Source organism: Acidovorax cavernicola (assembly GCF_003581445.1).
In genome coordinates this window covers 1-18,915 of the sequence record NZ_QXMN01000013.1, presented here as the reverse complement: position 1 = coordinate 18,915, position 18,915 = coordinate 1, and the positions used below count along the sequence as shown (strand labels likewise).

Sequence of the window (18,915 nt, the reverse complement as noted above, 5' to 3'; positions counted from 1 at the left end):
GGCGCGCCGGCTGACACGGAGGTGTCGGGGGCGGCGCCTACAATTTCGTGATCATGGTTCACCGCACCATTATTTACCGACCCCTTTCCTACGGAGATCGCGCTTCCATGAATAACGACGACAGCCAGCAGAATTTCGCCCTCGGCTTCCTGATCGCGCTGATCGCGCTCGTGATCATGTTCGTCATCGGTATCGCGTTCTGGCACAAGGGCCTGATGGCGGCGGCCGGACAGGCCAAGCCTGCCGTGGCGGCGTCCGCGGCTGCGCCGGGCGGCGCGGTGCAGGTGAGCGTGGTCACCGAGACGGTCACCGTGGTGATCCCCGACGGTGCCAGCATCCGCGTGGCCGGCGACGTGGTGAACTTCTACTTCGCGACCGGCAGCGCCGACATCGCACCGGGCGCCGCCGAGGCGCTGGCCGTGGTCATCAAGGGCATCGAGGGCGGCCGCAAGGCGGTGGTCTCGGGCTTCCACGACACCACCGGCGACGCCGCCATCAACGAGGAACTCGCCAAGAACCGCGCCCAGATGGTGCGCGACGTGCTCACCGGCCTCGGTGTGGCGGCCGACAAGATCGACCTGCAGAAGCCCGCCGTCACCGCCGGTTCGGGCAACAACGCCGAGGCGCGGCGCGTCGAGGTCAAGCTGATCGACTGAGTTCAGATCCGCCTCCCAGGAAACCCGGCATGACCGGGTTTTTTTGCGCCTGCATGCCGCCGGCTGCATGTCCGAGTGTTTTCGTATCGTTCTGCAGCCTGATTTCATCGGGGCGACGCGCTCGAATTGGTACGATGGGCCTCCAGGCCCCCAGTCGCGCCGGCGACACGCAGCAAGAGCCAATTTCCCCATGAGCAGCACACACCCCACCGTTCGCGACGTCACCGATCGCATTCGCGCGCGCAGCCGCGACCTGCGCAGCACCTACCTCTCGCGCCTGGCCGAGATCCGCGCCCGCGACCGCGGCTCCGACCGCATGGGCTGCGCCAACGTGGCGCACGCCGTGGCCGGCATCCCGGCCAACGACAAGTTCAAGGTGGTGGCCGAGCGCGCGCCCAACCTGGGCATCGTCACCGCCTACAACGACATGCTCTCGGCCCATGCGCCGTACCAGGGCTATCCGGACATCATCAAGCACGAGGCCCGCCGCCACGGCGCCACCGCCCAGGTGGCCGGCGGCGTGCCCGCCATGTGCGACGGCGTCACGCAGGGCACGCCCGGCATGGAGCTGAGCCTGTTCAGCCGCGACCTCATCGCCATGAGCACCGCCGTCGCGCTCACGCACGACATGTTCGACGGCGCGCTGATGCTCGGCGTGTGCGACAAGATCGTGCCGGGCTTGCTGATCGGCGCGCTGCACTTCGGCCACCTGCCCACCGTGTTCGTGCCCGCCGGGCCGATGCCCTCGGGCCTGTCGAACAACGCCAAGTCGAAGGTGCGCGAGCAGGCGGCGCAGGGTCTCGTGGGCCGCCAGGGCCTGCTCGAGGCCGAGATGGCCGCCTATCACACGGTCGGCACCTGCACCTTCTACGGCACCGCCAACAGCAACCAGATGCTGCTGGAGGCCATGGGCCTGCACGTGCCCGGCACGGCCTTCGTCCAGCCCGGCGATGCGATGCGCGAAACGCTCACACGCGAGGCGGTGCGCTCGGTGCTCGGCAAGGCGAGCGACGTTGCATTCAACTGCCCGCCCATCGGCGAGATGGTCGACGAGCGCTGCATCGTCAACGCCATGGTCGCGCTGCTGGCCACGGGCGGCTCGACCAACCACCTGATCCACTGGGTGGCCGTGGCACGTGCCGCCGGCATCCTGATCGACTGGGACGACTTCTCCCGGCTGTCCGACGTGGTGCCGCTGCTCACGCGCGTGTACCCCAACGGCAGCGCTGATGTGAACGAGTTCCAGGCGTCGGGCGGCCCGGGCTTCGTGATCGGCGAGCTGGTCGAGGCCGGCCTGATGCATGCCGACGTGCTCACGGTGCGTGCCGGCGGCATCCGCGAATTCGCGAACATCCCGTCGCTGGTCGGTGAGAACACACTGCAATGGACCCCGGCCGCACCGCTGCAGAAAGAAGCCGTCACGCGCCCGGTCGCGAGCCCCTTCAGCGCCACCGGCGGCCTCAAGCTGCTCGGCGGCAACCTGGGGCGCAGCGTGATCAAGGTGTCGTCGGTGCCCGACGACCGCCACGTCATCGAAGCGCCGGCGCGCGTGTTCGACTCGCAGGCTGCGTTGCAGAAGGCGTTCACGGCCGGCGAGCTGGAGCGTGACGTGGTCTGCGTGGTGCGCTGGCAGGGCCCGCAGGCCAACGGCATGCCCGAGCTGCACAAGCTCACGCCGCCGCTGTCGGTGCTGCAGGGCAAGGGCTTCCGCGTGGCGCTGGTCACCGACGGCCGCATGAGCGGCGCCTCGGGCAAGATCCCGGCCGCCATTCACGTGTCGCCCGAGGCGGCGGCGGGCGGCCCGCTCGCCAAGGTGCGTGACGGCGATCTGATCCGTCTCGACGCGGTAGCGGGTACGCTCGCCGTGTTGCTGCCCGAGGACGAATGGGCCGTACGCGAGATCGCGACACAACCCGAAGCGCAGCGCATCGCCGACGGTCACGGCCTGGGCCGCGAACTGTTCGCCGGCATGCGTCGCAATGCGCTGACGGCCGAAGAAGGCGCCTGCACCTGGATGTGACCGCGCCCGGCAGCGGGCCGCAAAAGATTTTTGGAGCCATGAGATGACAGACAAACTCACCCCCCTCGACGTGATGCGCGACGCACCCGTCATTCCAGTCATCGTGCTGAACGACGTGAAGCACGCCGTGCCGCTGGCGCGTGCACTGGTGGCCGGCGGCATCCGCATGCTCGAAGTCACGCTGCGCACGCCGCAGGCGCTGCAATGCATCGAGGCCATCGCCAAGGAAGTGCCTGAGGCCGTCGCCGGCGCCGGCACCATCCGCAGCGCGGCCGATGCGCAGGCCTCGGCGCTGGCCGGCGCGAAGTTCGGCGTGAGCCCGGGCTACACGCGTGCCGTCGGCAAGGCTTGCCACGACCTCGGCCTGCCGCTGCTGCCCGGCGTGGCCACCGGCAGCGAGATCATGACGGCGCAGGAAGACGGCTACACCCAGCTCAAGTTCTTCCCCGCGCTGCAGGCCGGCGGCCTGCCGATGCTCAAGGCCTGGCAGGGCCCGTTCGGCGACGTCACCTTCTGCCCCACGGGCGGCATCCATGCCGGCAACGCGGCCGAGTTCCTCGCGCTGTCGAACGTGGCCTGCGTGGGCGGTTCGTGGATCGTGCCGACCGACGCGATCCGCGACGGCGACTGGACCCGCATCGAGCAACTGGCGCGCGCCGCGAGCCAGCTGCCACGCTAGGATGAAACTGACCCCCAGTCTTCGCGCATTTCGTGTCGCTTCGCCAACCCCCTTTCAGGGGGGCGACACCAGCGGCCCGGCAAAGCCGGTTCCGCGGTGTCTCCCGGCTGGATCGCGACAGTTTCAAGTGTCACGGGCCGCGCAAGGCGTGATGGAGAGCTGACATGGATGCAGGGTTCGAGGTAAACGACCTGAAGGTCATCGCGTTCGACGTGTTCGGCACAGTGGTCGATTGGCACAGCGGCATCGCGGCCGAGGTCGAGCGTGTGCTGCCCGGTGTGGACGGCGCGACCTTCGCGCTCGCATGGCGCGCCGGCTACCAGCCTGCCATGAAGGCCGTGATGGAGCGAATCGCAGCCGGCGAGGGTGGCTTCACGCTGCTCGATGAGCTGCACTTGAGCATGCTCGAGCAGGTGCTCCACGACTTCAGCCTGACCGACCGCCTTGATTCCAGCGCCAAGCGCGACCTGAGCCGCGCGTGGCACCGCCTGCCGGCCTGGCCCGATGCGGTCGAGGGGCTCACGCGCCTGAAGAAGAAGTTCACGATCTGCACGCTCTCCAACGGCAACATCGGCCTGCTCACCGAGATGGCCAAGCGCGCCGGCCTGCCCTGGGATTGCGTGCTGTCGGCCGAGGTGTTCAAGGCCTACAAGCCCGACCCGCGCACCTACCTCGGCGTGGCGGGCGTGTTCGACGCGACGCCCGGGCAGGTCATGCTGGCCGCGGCGCACCACGACGACCTGGCGGCCGCGCGCGTGTGCGGCCTCAAGACGGCGTACATCGAGCGGCCCCACGAGTTCGGCCGTGCGCAGCCGAAGGATGTGTCGCCGCAGCCGGACAACAGCCTGCATGTGCGAGACATCGTCGCGCTGGCCGACCGGCTGGGCTGCTGATTTGTCGATTGGTTGATCAGTCGGTGATCAGCTTCTCCACCGTGCGCAGGTTGCGCGTGGTGGTGCTCGACTTGTAGCGGGTCTTCGCAAGCAGCTTGGCCACCGGTGTCTCCAGGCTCTCGCCGCGCGGGCATTGCCAGTACAGCACGCCCTGGCCTCGCACCAGTTGCTCGACCTTCGCATCGACTGTGCCGGCTTTCTCGATGATCTCGTCGAGCATCGCGTCGTCGGAGCCGAACACGATGTACGGATGGCGCTCGTCATCGATGCGCGCGAAGGGATAGCCCGTCGCCATGTCGGCCACCTGCTTCTGCGTGAGCAGCACGATCCACGCCTCGTAGCCGAAGCGTTGGCGCAGGGCCTGCTCGATGCGCGTGCGCAGCGCGGCGGCATCGGGGGCATCGGTGTCGAACAGCACGTTGCCGCTGGCGAGCACGGTGCGCACCGCGCCGAAGCCGAGTTCGTCGGCGAACAGCGCCTTCAGGTCGACGCTCTTGATCGTGATGCCGTTGACGTTCACGCCGCGCAGCAGGGCGACGTAGCGGGTCAACGGTGCATCCTTTTTCTTCTTCGGGCTTGCCATGGTGAATGTGCCTGTCGCCCGCGAAGACTCAGCGCAGGCCGCCGCCCGCCGCGTTCTCGTTGCGCTGGATGAGCTCGATCTTGTACCCGTCAGGGTCCGTCACGAAGGCGATCACCGTCGTGCCGCCCTTCACCGGACCGGCCTCGCGCGTCACGTTGCCGCCCGCCGCCTTGATCTTGTCGCAGGCCGCGTACGCGTCGGGCACGCCGAGCGCGATGTGGCCGTAAGCGGAGCCTAGTTCGTAGCTCTCGGTGCCCCAGTTGTAGGTCAGTTCGATCTCGGCCTGGTCGGGGTTGCCATTGCCATAGCCGACGAAGGCGAGGCTGTACTTGTACTCGGGGTTTTCCGACGTGCGCAGCAGCGTCATGCCGAGCACCTGCGTGTAGAAGTCGATGGAGCGCTGGAGATTGCCAACGCGCAGCATGGTGTGGAGAAGTCGCATCTCGTGGGTCGTGTCGTTAGGGGGAGGGCGCTATTGTCGCCCTCTGCTTCAGGCGATCAAGCCGCCAGTGTCAGCAGGTGCGCCTGGTGCTGCTTCAGGAAGTCCATCAGGTGCTGCGGGTACTCGGGCACCACCGCGGCCCGTACGCTCGGACGTGCCGCCAACGCATGGCGCCACGCATTCACCTTGGGCAGCGCGTCGAACAGGTGCGAGTCGCTGATCGCGTCGAACACCTCGAAGTAGCGGAATACCGGTGCGAACACCGCATCGACGAGGCTGAAGGACTCACCCGCAAAGTACGGGCCTTGCCCCAGCGCGGCTTCGACGCGTTCGAACTTGGCAGCCAGTGCCTCGCGCTTCTGCGCGAACACGGCGGCGTCCTGCGTGGTCTCGTAGCCCCACAGGTCGACGAGGATGGCCGAACCGAATTCCATCCATGCACGATGCTGGGCACGTGCGAGCGGGTCTTCGGGGTGCAGGCGCGCACCGGGTTGTGTCTCCTCGAGGTACTCGCAGATCACGTTGCTCTCGAACAGCACGGCCTCGGTGTTGTCGGGGCGCTGCACTTTCAGCAGGGGAACCTTGCCGAGCGGCGAAATGTCGAGGAACCACTGGGGCTTGTTCGCGAGGTCGATCACCACGCGCTCGAAGGGCACGTGCTTCTCGTGCAGCGCGATCGCGGCGCGTTGCACATAGGGGCAGAGCAGATGGCTGACCAGGGTGAGGGCTTGCGTCATGGGGCGTTCCGTTCTCGAAGTCGTGGGGGCTGGATCGCCGCGATTCTTCCGAGACTGAACAACCTTTTCTGAAAAAGCCCATTGGGGCATTCGGTCGGTCTAGTCTTTCGTGGTGCCCGGCTTCCCTGTCTCGGGGAAAAGGTACGCGTCGGCGGACGGCTTGAGGATGGGCTTGAGCGCTGGGAACGGCAGCGCCAGCGTGGCTCCAAGGCAGACCCCCATCACATGCGGCACGCCGCTGACGGCGACGACCAGTGCATCCCGCCCGCGATTGCGATCGAAATGCAACGCCAGGTATTGAGGCCAAAGATCGTCGCAACGCGTGTCTTGCGCTTCTGCCGAGGCTGCGGATCGAGCCCCGCGGGCCTGGGCCTTCAGCTTCTTTCCGATCAGCGCCATGAGCGCATCGCTGGGCTCGAACCCCTCTGGCGTCTTGGCGAAGGCCCGGAACAGGCGGTTGAAGTCGAGGTACTCGCCGCGGATCAGGTCGAGCGTGTAAGGCTCGTAGTGGTTGTGGGGATGAGCACCGCCGCAGTCGGCGCTGCCCGATTCGACGACGCTCATCAGCGTCGGGCTGAGAAACGTGACGCGTACGGATTCCTCGTCGTAATTTCCCAGTGAGCCGGCTGCGGGGTGCGTCTCGGTATAGAGGGTGGCCCTGCATTCGAGCGCGGCCAGGTTGAGCTGCCAGTGCCTGCGTTCGAGGATGGCGTTGACCTTCTCGACAACGCGTGCATCCGGGTGCCGGGTGAGCCGCGGATAGGACAGGCGCGTGCGCGGATCGACGACCATGCGCCATCCCACCGCTGCGCTGACGTGCTCCGTGCCTCGTTTGAGCGGGGTCTGCAGCTTCAGGTAGTCGTAGGGCGCCGTCTCGATGGAGACCGTCTCGTCCGAAGCCACGCCGGTGGTGTTGCCTGGCGAAATGCGACGCGTCACCGACTCGGCCGTGCCGGAGCGGGTCTTTTCCGGGTCGTACTGGCGGACTTGCCGAAGCTCGAACGGAACGTCCTTGCTGCCCGGTCCCTGGCTCCAGCGTCCGGCAAAGGTGCCGTTGACCACCTGGCCGCGCCACGTCGGGCCCGGCTGCCGCGTCTGTGCATCTTCAAACAGCGGCGTGTTGCCGCCTTGCGCCTTGCGGTACATCGCCTCCCCCTGGATCGGGAGGGCTTCCACGAGCGCCGACACCGGTCCTGAAAGCGGGATGTCCACGCCGTGGCGGCGATAGAAGTACCTCCCGGCGCCAGAAGCATTCACTTCGAGCACGACCTCGTTGGTGCCGAGGGTGCCTTGATAGACCGTGCGGAGCTCCGCCATGGCCGGTGTCGTCGCCCAGAGCAATGGGGCCAAGGCCATGATGAATCGGAACGCTTTGCGCATCTGATGTCTCGCTTTACCTGGCTATTCTTAAGTGAGCCGAATCAGGCCGCCGTCTCCAGCCAGTGCGTGACCCGCCCGCCATGCATCACCCCGATGCGATCGGCCATCGCATGCGCTTCGGCGTCGTTGTGTGTGACCAGGATGGCAGTCTGCCCGGCCTTCTTCAGGATGCCGCGCACCTCGGCGGTCAGGCGTTCGCGGGTGCCGCCGTCGAGGTTGGAGAACGGTTCGTCCAGCAACAGCAAGGCGGGCGAGGGCGCCAGCGCGCGGGCCAGCGCGATGCGCTGTTGCTGACCGCCCGACAGCTCGTGCGGGTAGCGCTCGCCAGCTTCGGCCAGGCCGACCAGCGCGAGCATCTCGGCCACGCGCGTCTGCTGCGCCGCGCGGCCCAGGCGGCGCAGGCCGAAGGCCACGTTCTTCGCGGCCGACAGGTGCGGGAACAGCGCGTACTCCTGGAACATCATGCCCACGCGCCGCTGTTCGGGCGGCAGGTGTTTCTGGGGCGACGACAGCAGCGCGTCGCCGAGGCGGATGGTGCCGGCGCGCACGGGCTCGAAGCCGGCGATGGCGCGCAGCACCGTGGTCTTGCCGCAGCCCGACGGGCCGAACAGGCAGGCGATTTCGCCTGCGGCCAGGTCCAGAGAGAAACCGTCGACCACGGTGTGCGGCCCGCGCGGCGTGTCGTACGCGAGCTGGAGCGAGTCGAGATGAAGCGGGGAACTCATTGGAAAACCTTCGTGCTTCGCACTTCGGTGCGAGCTTGCTTGGGGCGGCCCGGCGCGGCGCTCATACAGGGTCCGTGTCGGGAGGCGTCGCCGCCTGTGTCGTACCGAGCTGGTTGCGCGCCAGCAGCACCACCGGCAACAGGCCTGCGACCACGATGGCCAGGGCGGCGATCGCGCCTTCCTCGTAGGTGCCGCGTGCGGCCTCGGCGTAGAGCCAGGTGGCGAGGGTGTCGAAGTTGGCCGGACGCAGCAGCAGGGTGGCCGGCAATTCCTTCATGGCGTCGACGAAGACCAGCAACGCGCCCGCCGCGATGGCGGGCTGCAGCAAGGGAAGATGCACGCGGCGCAGTGTGCCGCCGGTGGTTTCGCCGAGCAGGCGCGAGGCCTGCTCGATGGCGGGCGGAATGCGCGCCAGCCCGGACTCGATGCCGCCCACGGGCATGGCGAGAAAACGGATCGCGCAGGCCATGACCAGCACGACGCCCGCGCCCATCAGTGGCAGTCCCTGCCAGCCCATCGCACCGGCCAGCGCCGCGTCGAAGGCCAGGGCCGGCGTCAGCAGGCCGATGGCGAGCACCGTGCCCGGCACCGCATAGCCCAGCGTGGCCACACGCGCCTGCCAGCGTGCACGATTGGGGCTGGTGCCCTGGCTGCGCGAGGCCCAGGCCACGACCAGCCCTGCCGCGACGGCCACCACCGTCACACCGGCTGCCAACGCCAAGGTGTTGCCGAGGCTGGCGACGAGGCCCTGCGAAATGCCGCCGCCCTGGTGCAGCCGCTTGCCGCTTTCCCAGACCAGGTACAGCGCAGGTGCGACGAAACCGATCAGCACCGGCAACGTCGCCGTCGCGGTCGCTGCCCAGGCCGCGCCGCCGTGCAGGCGCCGGGGCTGCACCGCACGCATGCGCTGCGCCGAACCGAAACGCTGGTGCTGGCGGCCGTTGCGTTCGAGCCAGACCAGCGCCACCACCACGAACAGCATCGCGCAGGCGATCTGCGCGGCGCCGGCCAGGTCGGAGCGTGTGATCCAGGTGGTGTAGACCGCCACCGTGAGCGTGTTTACGCCGAGGAATTCGGAGGCGCCGATGTCGTTGAGCGTCTCGAGCAGCGCGAGGCTCAGGCCGACGGCGAGCGCCGGTCGCGCGAGCGGCAGCGCCACGCGGAAGAAGGCGCCGAGCCGGTTCTCACCCAGCGTGCGCGCGGCTTCGAGCAGGTGCGCTGGCTGGGTCATGAACATCGCGCGCGCCGTCATGTAGACATACGGATAGAGCACGAAGCCCAGCACGAAGATCGCGCCCGGCATCGAGCGCAGGTCGGGCAGCCGGAACTGGCGCGGGCTGTCGAAGCCCAGCATCCAGCGGATCGCGCCTTGCACCGGGCCGATGGGGTGCAGCAGGTCGAGGTAGGCGAAGGCGACGATGTAGGTCGGCATCGCCAGCGGAAGCAGCAATGCCCAGTTCAGCACACTGCGCCCGGGGAAGTCATGCGCCGTGACCAGCCAGGCGCAGCCGGTGCCGATCAGGAGAACAAGGGTGCCGACGCCCGCGAGCAGCAGTGCCGTATTGAGCGCCGCCTGCGGCAGCACGTGCGCGAACAGCGGCCCCCAGTGACCGACGCCCGATCCGAAGGCGAGCCATGCCAGCGTGAGCACCGGCGCAAGCACGCCGAGGGCGATCAGGAACGACGCGCAGCGCCAAGCCGGGCCCGCTGCGCGCAGGCCCGGCGGTTGGCGCCGCAGGGGAATCATTCAGTCGCCGGCGGGCATGCCCGGCCGTTCAAGATCACTGGTCGAAGCCGACCTTGTCGACGAGGGCGCTGGCCTGCTTGCGGTGCTTCGCGATCTCGGTCAGCGGCAGCGGATCGACCTTCAGTTCGCCGATGGTCTTGCCGATGATCGGGTCGAGAGCCACGCCCTTGCGCACCGGGTACTCGTAGTTGGCGTCGGCGTAGAGCGACTGGGCCGGCTCCGACACCAGGAACTCGAGCAGCTTGACCGCGTTGGCGCGCTGCGGGGCGTTCTTGGCAACCGCCGCACCGCTGATGTTGACGTGCGTACCACCGCTCTTGGCGTTGGCGAAGGTCGGGCGGATCACCTTGATGGCGTCGCCCCACTTGCGTGCGTCGGTGCCTTCCTTGGCGCTCTTCATCTGGCCCACGTAGTACGAGTTGGCCACGCCGATGTCGCAGATGCCGCCGAGGATGTCGCGTGCCACGTCGCGGTCGCCACCGGTGGCCTTGCGTGCCAGGTTGCTCTTGACGCCACGCAGCCATTGCTCGGTCTTGGCTTCGCCGTCGTGCGCGATCATCGCGGCCACCAGGGCCGTGTTGTAGGGATGCTGGCCGGCGCGGATGCAGACCTTGCCCTTGTACTTCGGGTTGGCCAGGTCTTCGTAGCGGAAGCTGGTGAGCGGCTGGTTCTTGTCGGCGTACAGCACGCGTGCACGCAGCGAGAGTGCGAACCACTGGCCGTCGGCGCCGCGCAGGTTGGCCGGAATGGCCGATTCGAGCGCGGCCGACTTCACCGGCTGCGTCACGCCGCCTTCGACGAGGTCGACGAGGTTGCCGATGTCCACGGTCATCAGCACGTCGGCCGGCGAGCGCGCGCCTTCGGCCTTCACGCGTTCCAGCAGGCCGTCCTTCACGAACACCGTGTTCACCTTGATGTTGCTCTGCGCGCTGAACGCCGAGATCAGCGGCTGGATCAGCGCCGGCTCGCGCGTCGTATAGAGCGTGAGTTCGTCGTTGGCGGCGTGCGCGGGCAGGGCGGTGAGGGCGAGCCAGGCGGCGGAAACGCCGAGGAGGGCGTGCGCGGCGCGGCCTTGGGTGCCGAAGCGGTCGGTCATGAAGGATCCTCCAGGTGCGGTGAGGTGTTCTGGGAAAGGCATCGGCGACGACAAAGCGTCGCTGATGCGAACAATTATCACTGGCGTGGAGGAGTGGGTCTTTTCTTTGGCCTACAGCTTGAGGGTTTACTGCGGAGAGCGGCGGGCCTTTGGAGCGCGCTTGGGTGGAGGCGGATGCTGCCGCACCCACTTCACTTTTCTTGCGGGGCTCCTAGGCCGTAAGCGCCACCACCTCAGCATCAGTGAGCTTCTGGGGCCGGTAGCGCACGGCGCGCACGTGGAAATAGGGCTGACTAGCGCCATGCACCTGCGTTGTTCCGATTCCCACGAATTTCATGAGGGACGGGAGCGCGACTGCGGCTACTTTTGCAAGAGCCGTTCCACCGAGGCCGAGGCGAATCCCGTCAACACCGTAGCTCAGGGACGCCTTGACGACGCTGCCAACAGCGACGCCGTAGGACTTCGCTGCCGTCGACGGTCCCTGTGGGCCATTCGCATACTGATACGCGACAAGGTTCGTGGCGCCGGCAGAAATGCCGACCCGGTTTGCAGGCGTGTTGTCCCCGATTTCGAGAAGCGCTTGGAATCCGGCGTTCGGCCCCTGGGGCACATCGAATTCCAGGTGAAATGTGCCCTCAGCGGAGTTGCACCAGCCCTTGGTGGCGTCGATACGGACGATATCCCCCGCTCGCGTCGTGGCGGCCGATGAAGCGGTGTCAGCCTGGCGCGTGGTAGCTGTCGAGATCACTGTGTCCGCGAGGCGGGTCACTGTCGCAGTCGTTGTCGTGATGTAGCTCGATTCAAACGGGGCTTGCTCAAGCTGAATCGCGGTAACTTTGAATGCGCGTGAATCGTTGGTGTTGTACTTCCAGATTCCAACGTAGCCCTGAGCAATCGACGCAGGAGTAGTTTTTGTTCCAGATACTCTCCAGCGAGATGCGCCGAGCGGCTGCACCCGGTAGGTCAGCGGGCCAATCTGTGAGTTGGCGATGACGAGGTGGAAGGTATTGGCTCCATTGGGGGTTGGATTGTCAGAGCCGAAAGAGGGGGCGATGCCATCTTCCATCTCGACAATTACCGACAGCGTGTAAGTGGTCGATACCTGCAGTGCTGGCAGCTTGTAGGCATACGCGGTCGACGCGTTGGCTTGGAACCGCAGCGCCCCTGAAAAGGGGGCCATCGTAGACGCGCTAACCCCTGGACCGACGTTCTCGCCTGTCACCCCATTGCGATACTCGCTTTCCAGCAGCATGTTCGTGCTCTGTCCCTCCTGCATCAGCCACGGAGCGATGCTCAGATCTGCCGGGTTGTAGGTCATCCGGGCGGCGCCGGAGGCCGCGACCTTCATTGCCCCCGTGGAGTCGAAGTAGGTGCCGATGGACGCGCGGCCCGTGAACGTCTCGGTGCTCGGGATGTAGCTAGTCGCGTAGGCGCCGGCTTCGAGCTGCGCGCCCCAGGTGAGGCATGCCCCGGCGTCAGCGCGCGCACCTGCAACCACTGCGTACACCGTAAGGATGTCGCCGATCGCGATCGGAATAGCCGATGTGTGAATGCATCGGAACCACCCGCCGCCCACGTCACGCATTTCCCACCCTGCTCCACTGATCGACGGCGTGCTCCCGTGCAGGGTCACGATGCCGTAGAGCCCATTGACCGCCGTCGTGCTGTTCCGAAGAAGCAGTTCAATATTTCCGGTCCTTGACACGTTCTTGACGTAGATCGAGTAGGTCATGACGGTCGCGGTCGCCGTGGCAGTCTGAGTGAACGGCCCAGTGGACGCGCCCGAAAACTCAACCGCTCGCAACGTCCCGTCCGGCGCGAGCCTTCCCGGCGTACGGATGATGCCTGCCGACGTGGTCCATGGCGCCAGGTGCATGTCGTTGCTCTTGAGCAGGATGTTTGCACGCTGTTCCTCCGCTATCAGCACAGGTGGCAACGGCAGATTCGAGGGCTCGTAGCTGTTGCGTGCCACGCCGGCGGCGGCATAGCGCAGGATGCCCTTCGAGTCGTAGTAGCTGCCGATGGACGCGCGGGCAGTGACAGCGTCGGCGCTGGGAATGTAGGAACTGGCGAATGCGCCAACTTCCAGCTGCGCCCCCCAGATGTAGAGGCCAGCAGCACCGTCACCAGGTCCGGAGCCGGACGCGGTGCCAGGGAAAATTTGCGCAAAGACGCTGGTGGATGCATCGCTCGTGAAAACAATCTCAACCCTGCGCCAGCCATTGCCAATGTCGTTGACGCTCTTTGATATCAACGCGAAGTCGCCAACGCCGTTGTTTCCCCCGGTGGCCATCGACGCAAGGTTGAATGAAATACTGACGCTGGATGTCTGCGCCGCATTTCTTGCGTAGATCCATCCGTTCGATGCCCCAGCGGCCTTGGCGTAGAAGGTGTATGCAAACGTGGTGGCCGCGGCTGTCTTTGTGATCGTCTGGCTGAGATACGAATTGCCGGAGGGTGCGCCGTTGTTCAAGGTGAGCTTGCATGCGTCCCACCGGCCATTGGGTGCTTGGGCGGCCCCAGGCATGACGCTGACCCCCGCTTTGCCCCAGACGGGATTCTCAAACCGCGACGAAAACGCCAACTGATTGATCCGCGCGTTCTCGATCAACAACCCCTTCGCCACCTTCGTGATCGGATCGAAATCAAAGCGCGGCGTCGCGCAGGGCTCGATGAAGCCCTGCGGATTCACGCGGCTGCCGTTGGTGCCGCCGGCGTAGGTGAAAAGCTCGTCGAAGGTTTTCTCGGTGAGTGTGGTCGTCATCGGGTGGAGTCCTCTGCAATGGGCCGGTGCGTGGCGCGGGGCCGTTCGGGTTCGGCGGCGGAGGGTTCCGGCGCCGGCCAGTCCATGGCGGCCATGGCGCGGTGGCGCATGGCGCAACCGACGTGGCACAGGCGGATGCGACGCAGACGCGACGTCCCGGAATGTCGGGCGTGAGCGTGGGGTCTGGGCAAGGCTGTGGGCACTCGGTCGTTCCTGGGTGGGCAGGGACAACTGTCGCGGCGGGCACCCCAAAAAATAAGGCCGACATATGTCGGCCTTCGGGTGACGGGTGGTGTCGCGGTTCGGTGTCAGCGCGCCGCGGGCACCTCGAACACCAGGCACGTCGTCGTCGCATGCGCATACAGCGTGCCGTCCGGCCCAACCAGCCGTGCTTCGGCGGTGGCGAGCTGTTTGCCGCAGTGGATCACCTTGCCTTCGGCGCGCACGCGCTGGACCTTCGGCGTGAGGCCCTTGACGTAGTTCACGCTCAGCTCGGCCGTCGTGTAGGCGCGACCGGGCGGCATCATGGTGTGGACCGAGCAGCCCAGGGCCGAGTCGAGCATGGTGGCGACCCAGCCGCCGTGGATGGTGCCCAGCGGGTTCAGGTGTTGCGGCAGCGGCGTGCCCTGGAAGATGGCGACGCCCTTGCTGACGGTCACGATGGTGAAGTCCAGCGTCTTGGCGATGGCGGCAAAGGGGATCTCGCCGGCGAGCATCGCCTGCATGACCTCCAGGCCGGTCTTGCCCGCGACCTGCTCGGGGCGCGCCAGTCCGGGGCCGGGGCCGCCTTCGAGGCGGTCGGTGATCTGGCGCTCTTCGGCGATCCATGCGTCAAGCAGGTTGATGGGGGGCGTCTGCGTCGTCATGCCTGTGTTCCTCCTGGGGGCTTTGGCAAAGGTAGTTGATTGCATATGCAATAGTTGCACATACAATAATACCCCATGGACACACCGACCCAACCCCGCGGCTGCACCAGCTTCAAGACGCGCCAGCTGATGCGCCGCCTGTCGCAGCACTATGACGCCGAGGTGTCGCAAAGCGGCCTCAAGACCACGCAGTACTCGCTGCTGTCGCACCTCAAGCGCCTGGGCCCGATGCGCCCGGTCGACCTGGCGGGGGAGCTGAAGATGACAGCGTCCACGCTGAGCCGCAACCTGCAGCCGCTGATCGTCGCGGGCTGGGTGGCGCAGAACGCGGGCGCCGATGCGCGCAGCCGGCTGGTGTCGCTCACGGACGCCGGCGACGCCAAGTGGCGCGAAGCGCAGCAGCACTGGAAGACCGCGCAGCAGAAGCTGAACGCACTGCTGGGCGTGGAGCGCGTGCTCGCGCTGCATGCGCTCATCGATGAATCGCTCGAGCTTATGGGCACGGGCGAGCCGGTCGACGTGCAGGACTGACGCTTCCACCACCTTTCAACGAACACTTTCCGCGCCCATGCAGCCGCGCGGCCGGATTTCCTGTCTCTTCGTTTCTCCCTCGACCCATTCCAACAGCTCCAGAGGTCCCATGTTCGCCACCCACGTCTCCGCCTGGCTGCAACGCCGCGGCATCCATTACGGCTGGATCGTCGCGGCCGTCACCTTCCTGACCATGCTCACCATGTCGGCCGCGCTCGGCCTGCCGGGCGCGATGATGAAGCCGCTGGGCGAGGAGTTCGGCTGGAGCACCGAGCAGATCTCGTCCGCGCTCGCGCTGCGCTTTGCGCTGTTCGGCCTCATGGGCCCGTTCGCCGCGGTGCTGATGGAGCGCTACGGCCTGCGCGCGGTGATGTGCGCCGGCCTCACGCTGGTCGGCCTGGGCATGGCGCTGGTCACCACGGCCTCGCAGCTGTGGCAACTCTTTGTGCTGTGGAGCCTGATGCTCGGCCTGGGCACCGGCATGACGGCGCTGGTGCTGGGCGCGGTGGTGGCCAACCGCTGGTTCGTCGCGCGACGCGGCCTGGTAGTGGGCATGCTCACGGCCAGCGCGGCCACCGGGCAGCTGGCCTTCCTGCCGCTGGCGGCCTGGATGATCGAGCACTGGGGCTGGCGCTCGGCCATCGTGCCGATCGTGGTCGGCAGCGTGGTGATCGCGCTGCTCGCGTTGTGCCTGGTGCGCAATCGGCCGTCGGACGTCGGCCTGCTGCCCTACGGTGAAGCCCCCGGCACGCAGCCTGCGCCGGCCCCCGCCTTCACGATGAACTTCGCCACGCCGTTTCGCGTGCTGCGCGAGGTGGCGACCAACCGCACCTTCCTGATCCTGGCCGGTACCTTCTTCATCTGCGGCCTGAGCACCAACGGCCTGGTGCAGACGCACTTCATCTCGCTGTGCGGCGACTACGGCATGAGCGCCGTGCCCGCCGCCTCGGTGCTCGCGATGATGGGCGCCTTCGACTTCGTCGGCACCATCCTGTCGGGCTGGCTCTCGGACCGCTACGACAACCGCAAGCTGCTCTTCTGGTACTACGGCCTGCGTGGGCTCTCGCTGTTCTGGCTGCCGCATTCGGAGTTCACGATCTATGGCCTGGGCCTGTTCGCGATGTTCTACGGCCTCGACTGGATCGCCACCGTGCCGCCGACCGTCAAGCTCGCGGGTGCCGCCTTCGGCCCCGCGAAGGTCGGGCTGGTGTTCGGCTGGATCTTCGCGGCGCACCAGCTGGGCGCGGCCACCGCGGCCTACGGCGCGGGCTTTGCGCGCACGCTGCTGTTGACCTACACGCCCGCGCTGTACACGGCCGGCGCGGCCTGCCTGTTCGCGGCGGTGATCGTGATGGCGATCCGCCGTCCCGCCAAGGCGAGCGCACCGGGCGCCACCGCCGCCGCCGCACGTGCCTGAGCTTCGGAGATCCGCATGACCACCTCCCACGCCACCGGCGACCTCGACCCGCGCACGCGCCGCCTGCTCGAAGCGCCCATCATCCCCACGCTGCTGCGGCTCGCGGCGCCCAATGTGCTCGTGATGCTGGCGCAGGCCTCCGTCGGGCTCATCGAGACCTACTTCGTCGGCAAGCTCGGCACCGACGCGCTGGCCGGCATGGCGCTGGTGTTTCCCATCGTCATGCTGATGCAGATGACGTCCAGCGGCGCGATGGGCGGCGGCATCGCCTCGTCGATCGCGCGTGCGCTGGGCGCGCGCCGCCGCGGCGACGCCGACGCGCTCGTCTGGCACGCGGTGGTCATCGCGATCGGCTTCGGGCTGTGCTTCACGCTGGCGCTGCTGCTGGGCGGACGCTGGCTCTACGGCGTGATGGGCGGCACCGGCGCAGCGCTCGATGCCGCGCTCACGTATTCGAACTGGGTGTTCGCGGGTGCGGTGCTGGTGTGGCTCTTCAACTCGCTCTCCGCGATCATCCGCGGCACCGGCAACATGGCGGTGCCGGCCAACGTGACGGTGGTGGGCGTGGTCTTCCTCATTCCGGCGTCGCCGCTCCTGATCTTCGGCATCGGGCCGTGGGGCGGCATGGGCATCGCGGGCGGGGCGCTGGCGCTGCTGCTGTACTACCTGCTCGGCTCGCTTGCGCTCATCGCCTACCTGCGCTCGCCGCGCAGCCTGCTGCGGCCCACGCTGGCGGCGTTCCAGATGCGCTGGCCGCTGTTCCGCGACATCCTGCGCATCGGGCTGGTGGGCACGGTGTCGACCGTGGCCACCAACCTGTCGATCGGCATCGCCACCGCACTCACCGGCCACTTCGGCGCGGGCGCGCTGGCCGGCTACGGCACCGCGTCACGGCTCGAGTACCTGCTGGTGCCGCTGGTGTTCGGCCTCGGCGCGCCGCTGGTGGCGATGGTCGGCACCTGCATGGGGGCGGGGCTGCGCGAGCGCGCGCTACGCGCCACCTGGGCCGGCGCGGCGCTGGCCTTCGGCATGGCCGAGGTCATCGGGCTGGCTGCCGCGCTGTTCCCGCGTCCGTGGCTGATGCTGTTCGGCCACGACCCCGTGATGCTCGAGACCGGCGCACACTACCTGCGCGTGGTGGGGCCGCTCTACGGCTTCTTCGGCGTCGGGCTGGTGCTGTATTTCGCCTCGCAGGGTGCGGGCCGGCTGCTGTGGCCGGTGCTGGGCAACATCGCGCGGCTCGCCGTGGCGGGCACCGGTGGCTGGCTGGCGCTGCAATGGGGTGGCGGGCTCACCGGCGTGTTCGCGGCGCAGGGCGTAGCGCTGGTGGTGTACGGCATCGTCATCGCCTCGGCCATCGCGGGTGGCGCCTGGTTCGGCCGTGTCGGCTGGCCGCGCACGACGCAGGGTTTGCTGCGCCGCGTGGCGCAGGCCTGAACCGACTCTGTTTTCTTTTTCAACGAAAGGCTCGTCATGCAGATCAAGGATTCCGTCGTCTTCATCACTGGTGCCAACCGGGGGCTCGGCCTGGCGTTCGCCAAGGCGGCGCTTGCGGCCGGTGCGCGCAAGGTCTATGGCGCCGCGCGCGACCCGAAGAGCATCACGCTGGCGGGCGTCGTGCCCGTGGCGCTCGACGTCACGCAGCCCGCGCAGATCGAGGCCGCGGTGCGTGCCTGCGGCGATGTGACGCTGCTGATCAACAACGCGGGCATCTCGCGCGGATCGAGCTTCCTGGGGTCACCCGATGCCGTGGCCGCGGTGCGCGCCGAGTTCGAGACCAACTTCTTCGGCCCCTGGGCGCTCACGCAAGCGTTTGCGCCGGTGCTCGCGTCAAATGGCGGCGGCGCGGTCCTCAACGTGCTGTCGGCCTTGAGCTGGGCCACGTTCCCGAGCGTGGCGACCTACAGCGCCACCAAGTCGGCGGCTTGGTCGCTGAGCAACGGCTTGCGCAATGAACTGGCGGGGCAGGGCACGCAGGTCACGAGCCTGCACGTGGCGCTCATGGACACCGACATGGCGGCGCACATGCCCGGCCCCAAGACCTCCCCCGACGATGCGGCGCGCCAGGCGCTGGCGGGTGTGGAGGCGGGGCTGCCCGAGGTGCTGGCCGACGAGGTCACGCGCCAGCTCAAGAAGAGCCTGTCGACCGAGCAGCCCGCGTATGCGAGCGTGCCGGTCTGACGGAATGCCTCAGTAGCGGTAAGGGTTGTTGGGGCGGCGGTCGTAACGGTTGGGTACACCGTCGCCGTCGTTGTCCCGGCGGCCATAGCGACGACCTTCCCAGTCGCGGTGGCCATGGCCGTAGTAGCCGTGGCGGCGCGGACCGTCGTAGTAGTCCCGGTGGTAGTGGCGCGGGGGCGGCGGCGGTGCGTAGTAGCG

At 67.6% G+C, this 18,915-nt stretch carries 17 protein-coding genes and 1 pseudogene; 8 read left to right on the top strand and 10 right to left on the bottom strand.

Translation table 11 applies throughout. From position 1 onward, the window contains the following. Positions 1–107: 107 nt before the first annotated feature. From D3H34_RS12765 to D3H34_RS12750, 4 genes are all read left to right on the top strand, one after another. Complete coding sequence (locus tag D3H34_RS12765; protein ID WP_119553830.1) at positions 108–656, top strand: OmpA family protein; 549 nt, start codon at positions 108–110, stop codon at positions 654–656. A gap of 190 nt (positions 657–846) precedes the next feature. Beyond that, positions 847–2,676, top strand: coding sequence for a phosphogluconate dehydratase (edd, locus tag D3H34_RS12760; RefSeq protein ID WP_119553829.1), 1,830 nt, complete (start codon positions 847–849; stop codon positions 2,674–2,676). A gap of 43 nt (positions 2,677–2,719) precedes the next feature. Continuing rightward, the gene (gene eda / locus D3H34_RS12755) at positions 2,720–3,355 is read left to right on the top strand and encodes a bifunctional 4-hydroxy-2-oxoglutarate aldolase/2-dehydro-3-deoxy-phosphogluconate aldolase (protein WP_119553828.1); all 636 of its coding nucleotides are present in this window, start codon (positions 2,720–2,722) and stop codon (positions 3,353–3,355) included. A 164-nt stretch (positions 3,356–3,519) separates the two neighbouring features. Continuing rightward, positions 3,520–4,248 (top strand): haloacid dehalogenase type II, encoded by a 729-nt coding sequence (locus tag D3H34_RS12750; RefSeq protein WP_119553827.1) that lies wholly within the window; start codon positions 3,520–3,522, stop codon positions 4,246–4,248. A gap of 16 nt (positions 4,249–4,264) precedes the next feature. On the opposite strand, the gene D3H34_RS12745 is transcribed toward D3H34_RS12750, so the two are convergent. The 9 genes from D3H34_RS12745 to D3H34_RS12705 form a co-directional block, all read right to left on the bottom strand. Beyond that, complete coding sequence (locus D3H34_RS12745) at positions 4,265–4,831, bottom strand: DUF1697 domain-containing protein (protein WP_119553826.1); 567 nt, start codon at positions 4,829–4,831, stop codon at positions 4,265–4,267. 28 nt (positions 4,832–4,859) lie between these two features. Continuing rightward, positions 4,860–5,273 carry a lactoylglutathione lyase gene (gene gloA / locus D3H34_RS12740; protein WP_119553825.1) on the bottom strand — a complete coding sequence of 138 codons (414 nt, stop codon included), beginning with the start codon at positions 5,271–5,273 and terminating at the stop codon, positions 4,860–4,862. Positions 5,274–5,329: 56 nt separating this feature from the next. Next, on the bottom strand, positions 5,330–6,010 hold the full coding sequence (locus tag D3H34_RS12735; RefSeq protein ID WP_119553824.1) for a glutathione S-transferase family protein: 681 nt from the start codon (positions 6,008–6,010) through the stop codon (positions 5,330–5,332). Positions 6,011–6,109: 99 nt separating this feature from the next. Further along, a complete protein-coding gene (locus D3H34_RS12730) occupies positions 6,110–7,390 on the bottom strand; it encodes a hypothetical protein (protein WP_147400419.1) in 1,281 nt (426 codons plus the stop codon). Positions 7,391–7,431: 41 nt separating this feature from the next. After that, positions 7,432–8,115 (bottom strand): ABC transporter ATP-binding protein, encoded by a 684-nt coding sequence (locus D3H34_RS12725; RefSeq protein WP_119553822.1) that lies wholly within the window; start codon positions 8,113–8,115, stop codon positions 7,432–7,434. Between the two features lie 61 nt (positions 8,116–8,176). After that, positions 8,177–9,862 carry an ABC transporter permease gene (locus D3H34_RS12720; RefSeq protein ID WP_119553821.1) on the bottom strand — a complete coding sequence of 562 codons (1,686 nt, stop codon included), beginning with the start codon at positions 9,860–9,862 and terminating at the stop codon, positions 8,177–8,179. A gap of 34 nt (positions 9,863–9,896) precedes the next feature. After that, the gene (locus D3H34_RS12715; RefSeq protein WP_119553820.1) at positions 9,897–10,958 is read right to left on the bottom strand and encodes a Fe(3+) ABC transporter substrate-binding protein; all 1,062 of its coding nucleotides are present in this window, start codon (positions 10,956–10,958) and stop codon (positions 9,897–9,899) included. A 211-nt stretch (positions 10,959–11,169) separates the two neighbouring features. Then, complete coding sequence (locus D3H34_RS12710) at positions 11,170–13,722, bottom strand: phage head spike fiber domain-containing protein (RefSeq protein WP_119553819.1); 2,553 nt, start codon at positions 13,720–13,722, stop codon at positions 11,170–11,172. A gap of 308 nt (positions 13,723–14,030) precedes the next feature. Continuing rightward, complete coding sequence (locus D3H34_RS12705; RefSeq protein ID WP_119553818.1) at positions 14,031–14,588, bottom strand: PaaI family thioesterase; 558 nt, start codon at positions 14,586–14,588, stop codon at positions 14,031–14,033. A gap of 75 nt (positions 14,589–14,663) precedes the next feature. Here D3H34_RS12705 and D3H34_RS12700 point away from each other — a divergent pair, with 75 nt between their 5' ends. From D3H34_RS12700 to D3H34_RS12685, 4 genes are all read left to right on the top strand, one after another. Continuing rightward, positions 14,664–15,119 carry a MarR family winged helix-turn-helix transcriptional regulator gene (locus D3H34_RS12700; RefSeq protein WP_119553817.1) on the top strand — a complete coding sequence of 152 codons (456 nt, stop codon included), beginning with the start codon at positions 14,664–14,666 and terminating at the stop codon, positions 15,117–15,119. Between the two features lie 109 nt (positions 15,120–15,228). Continuing rightward, entirely contained in the window at positions 15,229–16,536 is a 1,308-nt protein-coding gene (locus tag D3H34_RS12695) for an MFS transporter (protein ID WP_119553816.1), read from the top strand. 15 nt (positions 16,537–16,551) lie between these two features. Continuing rightward, the gene (locus D3H34_RS12690) at positions 16,552–17,973 is read left to right on the top strand and encodes an MATE family efflux transporter (protein ID WP_119553815.1); all 1,422 of its coding nucleotides are present in this window, start codon (positions 16,552–16,554) and stop codon (positions 17,971–17,973) included. A 36-nt stretch (positions 17,974–18,009) separates the two neighbouring features. Further along, positions 18,010–18,717, top strand: coding sequence for an SDR family oxidoreductase (locus D3H34_RS12685; RefSeq protein ID WP_119553814.1), 708 nt, complete (start codon positions 18,010–18,012; stop codon positions 18,715–18,717). A 9-nt stretch (positions 18,718–18,726) separates the two neighbouring features. Here D3H34_RS12685 and D3H34_RS12680 read toward each other — a convergent pair. Further along, a pseudogene (locus D3H34_RS12680) lies at positions 18,727–18,915 on the bottom strand (hypothetical protein); the annotation flags it as partial.